12 protein-coding genes are annotated in these 14,100 nt (G+C 44.1%); 6 read left to right on the forward strand and 6 right to left on the reverse strand.

Going from position 1 to position 14,100, the window contains the following annotated elements; translation table 11 throughout:
• Positions 1 to 23: 23 nt before the first annotated feature.
• The 5 genes from A2W93_02015 to A2W93_02035 form a co-directional block, all read right to left on the reverse strand.
• The gene (locus tag A2W93_02015) at positions 24 to 587 is read right to left on the reverse strand and encodes an ATP:cob(I)alamin adenosyltransferase (protein ID OFY55841.1); all 564 of its coding nucleotides are present in this window, start codon (positions 585 to 587) and stop codon (positions 24 to 26) included.
• A 6-nt stretch (positions 588 to 593) separates the two neighbouring features.
• Complete coding sequence (locus A2W93_02020; protein ID OFY55842.1) at positions 594 to 1,328, reverse strand: macrolide ABC transporter ATP-binding protein; 735 nt, start codon at positions 1,326 to 1,328, stop codon at positions 594 to 596.
• A gap of 68 nt (positions 1,329 to 1,396) precedes the next feature.
• Positions 1,397 to 2,173, reverse strand: a complete 777-nt coding sequence (locus tag A2W93_02025; GenBank protein ID OFY55843.1) for a hypothetical protein — start codon at positions 2,171 to 2,173, stop codon at positions 1,397 to 1,399.
• Positions 2,170 to 3,231: a hypothetical protein gene (locus A2W93_02030; protein ID OFY55844.1), complete on the reverse strand. Its 1,062-nt coding sequence runs from the start codon at positions 3,229 to 3,231 to the stop codon at positions 2,170 to 2,172. The genes A2W93_02025 and A2W93_02030 overlap by 4 nt, the downstream gene beginning before the upstream one ends.
• A 632-nt stretch (positions 3,232 to 3,863) precedes the next feature.
• Entirely contained in the window at positions 3,864 to 6,860 is a 2,997-nt protein-coding gene (locus tag A2W93_02035) for a phosphoenolpyruvate synthase (protein OFY55845.1), read from the reverse strand.
• A gap of 209 nt (positions 6,861 to 7,069) precedes the next feature.
• Here A2W93_02035 and A2W93_02040 point away from each other — a divergent pair, with 209 nt between their 5' ends.
• The 6 genes from A2W93_02040 to A2W93_02065 all read left to right on the forward strand — a co-directional run bounded on the left by A2W93_02040 (position 7,070) and on the right by A2W93_02065 (position 11,820).
• On the forward strand, positions 7,070 to 7,780 hold the full coding sequence (locus A2W93_02040) for a hypothetical protein (protein OFY55846.1): 711 nt from the start codon (positions 7,070 to 7,072) through the stop codon (positions 7,778 to 7,780).
• Positions 7,777 to 8,931, forward strand: coding sequence for a UDP-N-acetylglucosamine 2-epimerase (locus A2W93_02045; protein ID OFY55847.1), 1,155 nt, complete (start codon positions 7,777 to 7,779; stop codon positions 8,929 to 8,931). The genes A2W93_02040 and A2W93_02045 overlap by 4 nt, the downstream gene beginning before the upstream one ends.
• A gap of 11 nt (positions 8,932 to 8,942) precedes the next feature.
• Complete coding sequence (locus A2W93_02050) at positions 8,943 to 10,253, forward strand: hypothetical protein (protein ID OFY55848.1); 1,311 nt, start codon at positions 8,943 to 8,945, stop codon at positions 10,251 to 10,253.
• Positions 10,250 to 11,167: a hypothetical protein gene (locus A2W93_02055; GenBank protein OFY55849.1), complete on the forward strand. Its 918-nt coding sequence runs from the start codon at positions 10,250 to 10,252 to the stop codon at positions 11,165 to 11,167. Before A2W93_02050 ends, A2W93_02055 begins: the two co-directional genes overlap by 4 nt.
• Positions 11,168 to 11,246: 79 nt before the next feature.
• Positions 11,247 to 11,480 (forward strand): hypothetical protein, encoded by a 234-nt coding sequence (locus A2W93_02060; GenBank protein OFY55850.1) that lies wholly within the window; start codon positions 11,247 to 11,249, stop codon positions 11,478 to 11,480.
• On the forward strand, positions 11,470 to 11,820 hold the full coding sequence (locus A2W93_02065; protein ID OFY55851.1) for a taxon MazF: 351 nt from the start codon (positions 11,470 to 11,472) through the stop codon (positions 11,818 to 11,820). Before A2W93_02060 ends, A2W93_02065 begins: the two co-directional genes overlap by 11 nt.
• Positions 11,821 to 11,900: 80 nt before the next feature.
• Here the strand turns inward: A2W93_02065 and A2W93_02070 are convergent, their stop codons facing one another.
• Positions 11,901 to 14,063, reverse strand: a complete 2,163-nt coding sequence (locus tag A2W93_02070) for a hypothetical protein (protein ID OFY55852.1) — start codon at positions 14,061 to 14,063, stop codon at positions 11,901 to 11,903.
• Between the last annotated feature and the right edge of the window lie 37 nt (positions 14,064 to 14,100).

The raw sequence follows: 14,100 nt of genomic DNA on the forward strand, positions 1-14,100 counted from the left end.
TAAATTAGTGTATACAAATTAAATCATTTCGCAATCCAAACAACATCGCCATTTCCACTTGAGTGCGAAATCCAGCGCGCCAGCACGAAAAAATAATCACTCAGGCGGTTGATGTATTTCAGGATTTCGGGCTGCACCGGTTCCGTTTCGTGTAAACGCAAAATAGTTCGTTCTGCCCTCCGGCAAACGGTGCGGCATACATGCGCAGCAGCAGCCGTTTCGCTGCCCGCAGGAAGGATGAAATTACTCAGTTCCGGCAGTGTTTCGTTCATCCGGTCAATCTCTTTCTCGATGGCCTCAGCGTCAGCTGCAACAATTTCAGTGAAATGTCTTTTGCAGGATTCAGCCGGATCTACAGCCAGATGCGATTCTATCAGAAATAATTTATTCATCACCTGAAACAAAAACGTCTTCACCAATTCATCCTGCGCTTTCTCATACAGGCATCCGGTAAAAGAATTCAGTTCATCCACCATTCCATAAGACTCGACCCGGATACTGGCTTTCGACACAATTTTTCCGCCTATCAGCGATGTAGTGCCGGAGTCGCCTTTACGGGTATAAATTTTATTATCCTTGTTTTCCATAAACAATTATACGTTTTCTTTTAGCGAGGCCAGCACATTCTGATAGCTGGTTACGTGCGGATTCAATGCGTCCGATTCAACCAAACCGTCTCTCAGACGCACAATTCGCTGTGCATATTTTGCTATATCCTCTTCGTGCGTGACAACAATAATCGTATTACCTTTTTTATGCAACTCATCAAGCAGGCCCATGATTTCCACCGACGTGCGTGTATCAAGGTTTCCTGTGGGTTCGTCAGCCAGAATAATGGAAGGATCGTTTACAAGTGCTCTTGCAATAGCCACGCGCTGCCGTTGTCCTCCGGACAATTCATTAGGTTTATGTTCCATTCGGTCGCTCAAACCTACATCGGTCAACGATTTCTCGGCACGCAGCAATCTGGCTTCTTTCCTGATACCCGCATAAATAAGCGGCAGCGCAACATTGTCGAGCGCCGTGTATCTGGGGAGTAAATTAAAAGTCTGGAAAACGAAACCGATTTCCTTGTTGCGGATTTCGGCCAGCTGATTATCGTCAAGCTGGCTTACATCCTGATTGTTCAGAATATAGATGCCGCCGGTCGGGGTGTCGAGACAACCCAGCATATTCATCAGCGTCGATTTTCCTGAACCCGAAGGCCCCATCAGCGCAACATATTCGCCCCGTTCAATACTGAACGAAACGCTGTTGAGTGCCTTCACAAGCACGGTTCCGACTTTATAATGGCGGCTGATGTTCTCCAGTCTGATAACTTCTGGCATGATGAAAATATTTTTACAAAGCTAATTGATTTTTTGGTTGAATAAACCAACAATCAATTGCGCTCTACCTACAACTTCAACCTAAAACGCTCCGCAGACAGATCCGAATTTTTAATCAGCAAGCCGAAGCGGTAAAAATCCATCTTTACCTGAAAGGCCGGATGCTGCAACAATTCCTGCCAGCATTCTGCCATGTCGCGCGAATAATAAATATCGTCAAACACCACAATGGCTTTTTCGCTTAGCACGGGCAAAATCATTTCAAGATAATCAAGCGTCGGTTTGCGGCTGTGGTGGCCGTCGATAAACACCAGACCAAAATCTTTTTCCTCTGCAACAACCTGAGGCAATGTTTCTGAAAAGCGCCCGATTTTCAGAATAACATTATCCGCTTCATACTTTTTAAAATGGCTTTGCGCAATGGCTGCAATTTCCGGAACGCCTTCGAGTGTAATAATGCGGCTTTTGTGCGCTGCAAAATGCATAGCCAGCGTTGTTGTACCGAAAGCCGTTCCCATTTCCAGAATGGTTTTTCCATTGAAATGCATTGCCAGCTCAGCAATCATTTCTGCTTCGCTAATTGAAGTTGATGTTCTTTTAAAAACCTCCGAAACAGTAGATTCTAAGCGCCCTTCACGCGATCCCAATTCATTAAACACAAGCGGCGTTTTGTCAACGCTAAGCTGTCCATGCAGAAAAGCAAGCTTTGCGATGGCTGAGTCCTTCAGCGCTTTCGGATGCCGCAATGAATAATAGATTTTATACAGCCAAGGTGAATGGACACTTTTAAGTCCACCAGCTTTAAAAAAATGTCGTATGGCAGCTACTAAACCAGATCGATTCATGATTGTGATTCTTCGTTATCCTTGTTGATGATTGATAATTGTATTCTCAACGATTCATCATGAATGACCTGCAGTAATTCGCGAATAAAATCTTCATTGATATCCAGAGCAGCAGCTTTTTTCAGACGATCATCCACCAGACTCTTCCAACGTCCGCCCTGCATGATGGTCATGCCGGCATCACGTTTTACAATTCCCATGCGCTTTACAATTTCAATTCGCTGAGCAAGAATCCGTAAAAGCCTTTCGTCGGTTTCGTCAATTTCGCGACGCAACGCCTCAAGCGATGCATCCTGCAGTGCGCCCGATTCCTTGCCACACAGACTGTCGATCAGGAATACAAACTCAGCCGGAGTGATCTGCTGATTGGCGTCTGACAAAGCGCTGTTCGGATCGGAATGGACTTCGACCATAAGTCCGTCGGCTTCCATTTCTTTGGCTTGTGCAGCCAGTCCGGCCACATAAAAAGAATTGCCAGCCATGTGACTCGGATCAGCAATAATTTTGAGATTGGGATATCGGGGCCGCATCTCAGACATGAGCACCCAGAGTGGCTCGTTGCGGAATTTGCTTTCGGCATAGGTCACAAAACCGCGGTGAATGAGCGCTTCGACGTTTAGGCCTTTGTTCATCAAGCGATCGACGGCCCCGGCCCAGAGACGCACATCGGGAACCAGCGGGTTTTTTACAAGAATCCGGATATTGCTTCCCTGCAATGCGTTGGCCAGTTCCTGCACGCTGAAAGGATCAGTCACAGTGCGGGCACCAACCCAGATGGCATCAAGGCCTGCTTTCAGAACAGCTTCGACATGCGCTGTAGTAGCAGCTTCCGTAACAACCGGAAAATGAAACTTGTCGCGCACTGCCAATAAATATTTCAGGCCTTCATCGCCGGGTCCTTCATACATTCCGCGCAGGGTGCGGGGTTTCCACACTCCACCGCGAAAAAGGTCCACGTAACCCGAGCGGGCAAGACCAGCTGCAACATCGAGACAGAGTTTCTCGGATTCGGCGCTGCATGGTCCTGCGACTATCATTTTAAATCCTGGTGCTGCCATGACAAATGGTTTTTACAAAGATACGGCAATTGTAAAGTGAATACCAGAAAAAAGGTCAAATATTTTGAGAAATCTTTCTGAAAGTGCCATCCGGATTAATTTTCTAGGTTGTCTCAAAACTTTGTTACGACATTCCACCGTTCCGGCCACAATTAACCCTCGAAGAGTTCCGAACTCTTCGAGGGTTTTCTAAGCCGGCCGGAACATGGAACCGTCGTAACAACAGCAAAAACAACGGTTCCATGTCCTTCAGCTCCTTCGTCGCTTTCGGACGGTGGAATGATGTTTTTGCTCTGTCGATTGATATTTGAGACGGCTTCTGCAGAAAGAATTAAAAGACTACAAACAGCACTTGAAATAGTTAGTGAGATGTTTCAGCTATAGCGAAATGGATGATTCCAAAAGTCACTACGATATTCCATTCCCGCCGAAGCGGGATAAACTCTCGACCGCAGAGAGGATTTGGGATCGTCGTTGCTTAGAATGTCTTCAGCGTCCGACTCATACAGTAGGCCGTGGCGAACTCCATTTTATTTCTGGCTTTTGAAGGTTGGAAGCGAATATCTGAGCGAGAACGAAGTGCCCATGTTCCATGCACTATGCGTATTGCCTTGAGCATTTTGCCGCATGCCCTATGCCTTCAGCTCTGCCGAAATCGCCTTCAGCCCGGGCATGGCCACTATTCCGAAATGTTTTTTGCCATCTACCAGGATTTCCATGGGCCGGTCAAATCGTACATGACGCACTACGCCATTGTCGAACAAAGCTTCCTGGGCATTCAGAAAATCAGTGTTGTAAAGACCTTGTTTTATAAAATCATTCACGGTGAAATAGGCCACTCTGAACGAAGTCAGATTCTGAAAAAAGTGTGTACCCTGACTTGGTTCAATATGAAAATTATTCAATCCGGCTTCAACAATAACACGTGCAGCACTGATCTGCGACCATTTCACAGGAATTCCCAACCATGGATCGCTCGAGCCCCAGCGGCCCGGACCAATCAGAAGATAATTTCGTTTTTCCTCAGTCAGCGATTTATTCAGTTGTTCAATTACCTGCGCCAGTTGCCATGTTTCGGCAGCATTGAATTTTTCAGGGACAATATAAACCACATCGCAGATACTGTCATAAATACCATTGCCAAGCGCCGATTCAGAAACAACAATGCATTTTTCACGGTTTATCTGTTCGAGGTTAATGGTCAGGTTTTCCTTGTTATTGACAATTGGTCTGATTTGCAGCAAATTGAAAACCTTATGATGTCCGTGTCCGTCCATATTTATCGCAAATTCAATTTCAACAGGTTTCCCCATTTCATGCGAACTGGTTTCAAGGATGTCGGTCATCATTTCTGCCAGTGGAAAAACATTATGCTTGAGGAAATTATTAAAAGTAATAATTCTCATACCCTTCTGGCTAATGCCATCTACGACCCGGTCGTCATGATACACGTAGGTTGAAGCGGCCATGCGAAAAGTTGTAAACTGATCACCTTCTGAAACCGAGAACCGCTCTATGTGAGCGTTATCATCTACTTTCGGCGTAAATAGATTCCGTTTGAGATTGATCGCAAAAAACTCTTTTTGAGTGTCTTTCAACATCATTTCTATAGAACTCAGCTGAATGGCTTTTTCAGGAAAACGAGGCGAGAAGCGGAGCGACATTCCCCCATCCACAATATATTTACCAAGTCCGTAAGCAATACTCACCACCCCATCTTCGGCTTTTTCAGGACTTATTGGATAAAAATTGACCGAACGAGCCACACCACTTAAAACCGGGAAGAAGTAATCACCTTCGGTAAAACCGCAAACTTCCTGCAATATAATGGCCATCTTCTCCTCATCAATCAGATTGGAAGTTGATGTCATATAAGCTTTACTTTCCTTATAATAAACCGACGCATACACAGCTTTTATGCATTGCATAAGCATTTTCAACCGGTCGCGGTCATCGCCGGTGTTCGGAATCATATACGTGCTGTATATTCCGGCAAACGGCTGATAATGGCTGTCTTCGAGCAACGAACTGGAACGGACCGCCATCGGAGATTTAATTACACGGAGAATCGATTTCAAATCAAGAATGGTCTCGTAGTTCAGTTCTGCTTCCAGAAATCGACTTAAAATTTCCTCGTCGTCGTTACTTGAAATGGCAAAATCATACAAATCGTTGCGTACCATAAATTCGCTAAAAACATCTGTTGACAGGACAACAGTCCGCGGGATAGTGAGTTCAACACTATCAAAGCGATGTGCAAGCTTATTACGTTTCAGAATATTGTCGATAAACGCCAGTCCGCGCGCTTTTCCACCAATGCTGCCTTCGCCCACCCTGCTGAACAAGATGTATTCATTGAATTTATTCCGGTCGAAAGTAGCAATTACGCCACGGCCGCGCACGCTGCGGTATTTGGCCATCCCTTTAAAAAGATATTCACGCACTTCGTCGAGCGAGGCAAAATCTTTGGAATTGGCCTGACGAAACAGCTTCCCCAATGAAAACAAAGCCCGGGCACGCAGCCATTTCGAAAAGTGATTGCGGTCGATGTGATATTTCAGCGATTCATCGGGAATACTGAAAATCTGATCCTGCAATGCCTGAAGATCTTTTGCGCGCGATAACTCGGCTCCATCAGCCGGATTGATGATTCTGAAATCGCCAAATGCCAAATAATCAAGGAGAAAGTCGGTTAGTTCATGCAAAAGCGTTTTAGAAAATTTATGAACAAACTTTACTTTGATTCCTTCGGCAAGCTCGCTGGTAATGGCATCGGATGACTGCAGCAGTATCGGGAAATAAGGGTCGTCGGCCTGAACAATTTTGCATAATTCAAAGCCGGCATTTTTATCTTTTACATTATTGCGGTTAAACGAAATATCTGATATCATTCCCAACATGTTCGACTTGTATTTTTCATACATGCTTAGGGCTTGTTCAAAGTTTGTTGCAAGCAAAATTTTAGGTCTGCCGCGCAGGCGTAGAGTGCGCTGATGATCATTCAGCCCTTCAGCCATAAACGCGCGTGACTGCTCAATTACAATACGGTACATATTGGGCAGATAAGAGCTGTAATACCGCACCGAATCTTCAACCAGCAAAATACACTGAACACCTACCTCGCCAACATCGTGATCAGTATTCATTTTATCTTCGATGAGCTTTATAATTGCCAGCAACAAATTGGTATTCCCCAGCCAGCTAAAAACATAATCCACACCACTCATGTCCTGAACGGCGAGTCTTTGCGACACTTCGCGCGAAAAAGGCGTGAGCACAACCACCGGAATATTAGCAAACCGATGTTTAATTACTTTCGAAAATTCAAACGGATTCTGGTCCGAAATGCTCAGCATATTAATCACCAGATCCACGCGGTCGTTTTCCAGAATTTCCATGGCCTTTTCGGCACTGTGAGCTTTTATAAACCTTGGCGGGTAGCGCAGATTGAGTGAAACATATTCCTGAAAAATAGCTTCGTTTATACGGCCGTCTTCTTCAAGAATAAAGGCATCGTAGGTGCTGCAGATGAGCAGAATATGCTCAATCCGTTTTTCCATCAGATGGTCAAACAAAGTATCGTGAAACTGTGCCTGATTCAGGTCAGGCTTATTCTGTTGTTTACTCATAAGTCAATGATCTGAGCGGTGATAATGTAAAGTAATCTGATCCGCCAACGACAGCTCTAAGGTACAACTTTTACATGTCGGAATAAAAATCATCAAAAATATTTCTGCATTTTAAACGTTGAAATGACTACATTTGGATTTGAAATTGGCAAAAACAAGTACGCTCAGATAATTAAATCAGTGTTGTAGTTCCGATTAACTTTGTAGCTGTGGAGAAAAGCAAAAAAAAATCAATAAAAGAGTGGGCCGCCGATGATCGTCCGCGCGAAAAGATGCTGGCGAAAGGGGCTGAAGCACTGAGTAATGCTGAACTTTTCGCAATACTGATTGGCAGTGGCACTACTAAAAAAAGCGCACTTGAGCTTGCCAGAGAAATGCTTGAAAATGCTGATAACAGTTTGAAAAAATTATCCGCAATCACCATTCATGAAATAAGAAAAATAAATGGAATTGGACCTGCCAAAGCAGTGACCATTGCAGCAGCACTCGAAATTGCACGACGACGCGAAGGCGAAAGTGATGATGAAGACGAGCTTGTTCTATCATCGCGCGATGCGCAGAAGGCGCTCATCCCAATGCTTCGGGATAAGCAACATGAAGAATTCTGCATCATGGGACTGAATCGCAGAAACAAAATCATTGTAAAGGAAAGAATAAGCATGGGCAGCATGACTGCCACACAGGTCGATATTCGCAAGATTATTAAAATGGCCCTCGACACGCGCTCGCTGAGCCTTATTCTCGGACATAATCATCCATCAGGAAATTTAAACCCCAGCGATTCAGATATTACACTCACGCGCCAGATCCACGATGCAGCCGCACTTTTCGACATCCGATTACTCGATCATATCATTATTTCACAGGATTCCTTTTATAGTTTTATGGACGAAGGAATCATCAACACATTCAAAAAATGAGAATTGTAACCATTGTCGGCGCAAGGCCACAGATCATAAAAGCAGCGGCACTTAGCCGGGAAATACAACTGCATTTCAGCTCCGAAATTGAAGAAATTATTGTTCATACCGGACAGCATTATGATGATAATATGTCCGAAGTGTTTTTTCGCGAACTCAGCATTCCGGCTCCCAATGTCAATCTCAACGTCGGGTCTTCCAGCCATGGTGAACAAACGGGACGTATGATGGAAGGGCTTGAAAAAGTTTTACTGGAGTATAAACCTGATGCACTGGTGGTGTACGGCGATACCAATAGCACACTGGCAGGCGCAGTGGCAGCGGCGAAGCTGCATATTCCGGTTTTTCACATCGAGGCAGGACTGCGTTCCTTTAATAAAAAAATGCCTGAAGAAATAAACAGAATTGTGGCCGATCATTGTTCGACGCTGATGTTTTGTCCGACAAAAACAGCCATCCGAAATCTTGAAACAGAAGGATTTCCTGCAGGCCTCATGAGCCCATATTCATTGGATAAACCCGGAGTGTTTCACGGCGGCGATATCATGTTCGACAACTCGGTGCACTTTGCAGGCATTGCCGAAAAGCAATCAAAAATTATTGAAGAACAAAAGCTGAAAGATGTTCCGTTTATTCTCGCAACGGTGCATCGAAACGATAATACGGATCACGAGGAAAGATTACGTATGATCTTTGATGCCTTATGTCTTGCATCGGCCAACACTGGTTTACCAGTCATTTTCCCTGTACATCCTCGCACAAAAAAAATGATGGCTGAATGGAATATAGGCAGCAATATTCCTGCTACAGCGGATGTTCGCATCATACCACCCGCTTCGTTTCTCGACATGATTCTGCTTGAAAAAAACTGTCGTCTCGTTCTCACTGATTCGGGCGGAGTTCAGAAAGAAGCTTTTTTCTTTTCGCGTCCGTCAATCATTCTGCGACCCGAAACAGAATGGGTTGAAATCATCGAACTGCGCGCTGCACGCCTTGCCGATCACACAGCACCGGAAATTGCGGCCCAGGCCGAGGCAATGATCAACTATCCCCCAACAGAGTTTCCGCCTGTGTTTGGCGACGGTCATGCCGCTGAATTCATTTGTGAGAAAATGCTTGATTTTTTTAAATCGACCAGTAAAAAACACTAAAATATTTTTCAATGACTGTTGAGGTCAGAACATCATTCGACAATGCCAAACTGCGCTACACCCTCGATTATATTTTCGGGGAGCGGCTTGGATGCGGGTATGTTTTGAATCCGGACAACAGCTCAACTGGCGCATGCATCATCGACTACGGGCCGGGACAGCGCGCCACAGTGACAATACCCGATAGTGGATTTCTGCACCCGAAGGGCGTTTCAGCACAAAATACTGAAATTAAAATGGATGCTGAAAACAATATTCTTTTGTTCCCATCGGAGCAATCAGGAGATTTTTCTTTCGATATTTTTTCTGCCATATTTTTCATGCTCAGCAGATATGAGGAATACACCTGCCTTGAGCGGGATCATCATGGACGATTTGATTTGCAGCACTCGGTGGCATTCAAACATGATTTTCATTTGCGGGCAGTTGTTGACGAATGGATCATTATGCTTCGCAAGCGTCTGATAATGCACATTCCCGAAAGAGCGTTTAAAAAAGAGCGGCCAACTTTTTCGTTGACTGTCGATGTCGATATGCTATTTTCTTACAGAACCAAAGGGTGGTTCCGCAACATTGCCGGATGGCTCCGCGACCTGGTCAGTGGCCGTTTTTACGCATTGGTGGAAAGACCAATGGTGTTACTTGGCCTTCGCAAAGATCCTTTTGACACTTTTGAAGTAATCGATAAAATCAGTCGCGAGTTTCGCGTGCAGGTAATGTTTTTCATGCTGACATCACAGCAAAGAACCAACTTCGATAAAAACGGGAACCTGCACCATCGCAGGGCCGCAGCTAAATTAAAAAAAATTGCGCAGGAATCAATGATTGGTTTGCATCCTTCGTATTACTGTCTGGACGATGATGACAAGCTTTTACGCGAAAAGAAATTACTGGAAAAAGCTACTGGAGTTTCGGTAGCGTCTGCACGGAGACATTTTCTGCGGATGACTTTGCCCCAATCGTATCGCCAACTCGTCAGGGCTGGAATCACAAACGATTTCACCATGGGCTTTGCATCCGGGCATGGATTCAGGGCCGGGACATCAAGACCATTCAGATTTTTCGATCTGGAAACCGACAAAGTACTGCCCTTAACCGTACATCCTTTCTGCATTATGGACGGCAGTCTGAAAGATTATCAGAAAATGACACCAGAACAAACCCGAAACGAACTCTTACGCCTGGCAGACTACATCAGGTCTTTGAATGGACATTTTGAAATGTTGCTGCACAACGACACCCTTTCTGAAAGCGGTCGCTGGAAAGGCTGGACAGACATCATCAGAAAAACCATACGTCAGTTTCAATCCATAGCCGAATGATACAATTTGCCGTAAACGAAAATATCGACAGGACTTTGTGGGACGCTGCAGTGATGCAATCTTCGCAACCAATGGTTTATGCAATGTCCTGGTATCTCGATCTTACGGCACCAGGCTGGAATGGTCTGATAGAAGAGAATTATCAATCCGTAATGCCACTCGTCGGAGAAAAAAAATTCGGAATAAACTATTTGTTTCAACCCCCGTTTTGTCAGCAACTCGGTGTTTTTGGGAAAGATATTTCCAGCGATGTTGTGAAACGCTTTCTGAAGGCCATTCCGCAAAAGTATCGCTTTGCTGAAATCATGCTGAACGAACAAAATACAATTGATGTTTCTGGCGTTGAAATGCTCACCAATATTACACTTCAGCTCAGTTACAGCATCGAAGAACTTCGGAATAAATACAACGACAACACCCGGCGAAATATCAAAAAAGCCGTTCAGAGCGCTGTTTCGTTGCATAAAGGATTTGATATCGAAAAAATAATCACTCTCTTTCGCGAAAATAAAGGCGAAGCGATTGGCAAAAGCGATGCATGGTATGCCCATCTGCTCACGCTTTCCTATCAGCTCCGCCATCGCGGCATGGCTACGACCTGGAGTGCGCTGAACGAACATAATGATATCATTGCCGGAATACTTACGGTGGAATTCGAAGGTCGCGTGATTCTGCTGTTTAGCGGCTCTGGCAGCGAAGCACGTGAAACGGGCGCCATGCACTTTTTGATAGATTCAATTCTTGCAGACACCTGCAACACGCATCAGATATTCGATTTCGAAGGCAGCAACAACGAAAACCTTGCGCGCTTTTATCTTGGATTTGGTGGAGAAAAATCTTCCTATCCGTTTGTGCGGATCAATCGATTGCCGCTTCCTGTGCGATGGATGAAAGACAAAGGGGTTTCGGTCTGAAATTATTCGAAAAAAAACAAATATACTTGCAGAATACAAGAATAGTATATACTTTTGTAATATACCAATAAGATACATCATGAAAACACTTTCATTAAAACTGGATGAGAATGTGTTTCTGGAAACGGAAAAAGTATTATCAGAAATAAAGAAACCACGCAATCGCTACATCAACGAAGCGCTGAAATTCTATAACGCACTACAGAAAAGGCGGTTGTTGTCAAAAAAATTAAAAACCGAATCAGGGTTGGTGGCAGAAGAATCCATGAACATTCTGTATGAATTCGAAAACCTCGAAGACTATGAAGATTAAGCAGTTTGACATCTGGATTGCCAATCTGGATCCTCATTTTGGGACAGAAGCCGGGAAAGCCAGACCTGTTCTGATAATACAATCCAACCTCCTGAATGATATTCATCCATCAACGCTGATTTGTCCTATAACGACGAATATTCAGCCAAAAGCAGAAATACTGAGGGTTCATTTAAAGAAAGGTCATTTCGGGCTTAAACAGAATTGCGATATTATGATTGATCAGATCAGAGCTATCGACAACAAACGGCTGATGAAACGTGTCGGGCGTATATCCGAATCGTTGATTGAAAAAGTGAAAGAGAATATCGCCATTGTGCTGGATTTGTCAAAAATCTGATATCACACACAGTGATTGAAATGCAAAGAGGCGCAGTCCCCCTGCGCCCCTAAACCATCATTCCAAATCAAAAACAAAAATTATTTGCGTATTTCAAGCTCTTCGATGAGCCTGCTTCCGCCTGCATATTTGTCGATATAAAAAAGAACATAACGAATGTCAACACAAATGCAACGCTGCAATGCCGGTTCAAAAACGATGTCGCCCGACATAGCTTCCCAGTTGCCATCGAAAGCAAGACCAATGAGTTCGCCATTGCCGTTAAGCACAGGGGAACCGCTGTTTCCGCCAGTGATATCATTGTTTGTGAGAAAACAGGTGATCATGGTGCCATTTTCGCCCCATTGTCCGAAGTCTTTTTTCTCATACAATTCTTTCAGTTTCGCAGGAACAATAAATTCATCATTGTCTGGATTCTCTTTTTCCATAACACCATTGAGAGTGGTCACAAAATCATAGTCAATGGCATCGCCGGCACTATAGGAAAGTACTTGTCCGTAAGACAGACGCAAGGTGCTGTTGGCATCAGGATAGAAATGCTTTTCCGGGTGCATTTCGCGCAATCCCTGCACATACAGACGCATTCCCTGAGTAAGCTGATAATTAAGCGGATTGATTTCAGCGACCAGTTTGTTGTATATGTCATAGACCTGTACTGCTGCTTCGAATAAAGGATCTTTAGCTAAAACATCTTTTGTTGGCTTATTCAGAAACGCATCCATTTTATCCTGGTTTGAAAAAATTGAGACGAGAAAAGCAAAATCTGAATAAAGGCTGTAATCATTTTTAAATTTACTGCTGACAACGGAGAAAAAAGCAGGATGGTATTCCGTTGGAACATCAGCAGCATACATAGCCGACATGGCGCTGAAAAGCTGCATCTCGGTTTTATGATCAAAAGTTGTGAAATGTTTTTCAGCCTGATTTTTCAACGATTTTACCATTTCCTCAACTTTCGCAAGATTTGGCTTTTCGGCTGAAAGCTCGGCCATCAGAGACCTGAATCTCCCTGCAAAAGATATTACATCACTTCCGCGGAAAAAAGCTTCTGAAATATAATACTGAACTTTGCGCAAGAAGCTCAGCTTCTCGATAGAATTGTGCGTTTTCACCAATGCGGCTTTGTAATAACCGAATTTGGGAATACCATCATTATTCACCCATGTTTCAAAATCGTCCTCCAATATCTTCTTACGATCAATCACATTGTTACGCTCAATTCCCTTGTTTTGTCCAATATAATACTTCCAGTAATTGGCGGTGGTAGCGTATTTGCTGGCATAACGAAGTCTGACTTCATCACTTGCTTTCATGTTTAAATCCATGATTGCCAGTTTTTTCTCCCGAATCTTTACAATAGATGGATTGACATATAAATAATTTGACTCAACTTCTTCGCTGGTGATGTATCGCGAGGTGCGACCCGGGTAACCGAAAACCATTGCAAAATCATTTTCCTTTTTGGGTTTGATCGAAACCGGAAGAGAATGCTTTGGCTTCATTGGAATATTGTCTTTGCTATACTTGGCTGGTTTACCGTCGGGGCCTGTGTAAACGCGAAAAACACTGAAATCGCCTGTGTGACGGGGCCACATCCAGTTGTCGGTATCACCGCCAAAATTACCAATGGACGACGGTGGGTTCAGCACCAAACGAACATCGGAATAAACCTCATAAACAAACAGGTAATATTCATTCCCATAGAAAAAGGGTTTCACACTTGCTTCCTGATATTTTTCCGATACGGCGCCCTTTTCGAGTCTCTTCGAAATGCGGTCTACAATCTCTTCGCGCTCCATTTCAGTGGCTTCGAAAGGAATAGAATCAAGGATTTGTTTGCTGACGTCTTCGATTCGCAACAGAAAGCGTACATTTAGGTTTGATGCCGGGAATAATTCATCAGCCATGGTTGCAGCATAATATCCGTTGGTCAGTATATCGTTTTCAACGGTACTCAATGAAGCGATTGAAGCATAGCCACAATGGTGATTTGTGAATATCAGCCCCTGATCGGAAACGATCTCGCCAGTGCAACCTCCGCCGAAAATCACAATTGCATCTTTCAGACTTCCGTTATTGACTGAATAAATTTCTTCGGGCGTCAGATGAAGCCCCATTTTTTGCATGTCGGTGTAATTCAGCCGGTCAATAAACATTGGAAGCCACATTCCCTCATCGGCTCTGGCCTGAAAAAAACTCACAATCACAATCAGAACCGCAATAAAACTTTTCCTGTTTTTCATAATCTGATACTGGTGCATTTTCGAATCGCAATATTAT

The organism is Bacteroidetes bacterium GWF2_43_63, assembly GCA_001769275.1.
In the GTDB taxonomy this organism is placed as follows: Bacteria; Bacteroidota; Bacteroidia; order Bacteroidales; family DTU049; genus GWF2-43-63.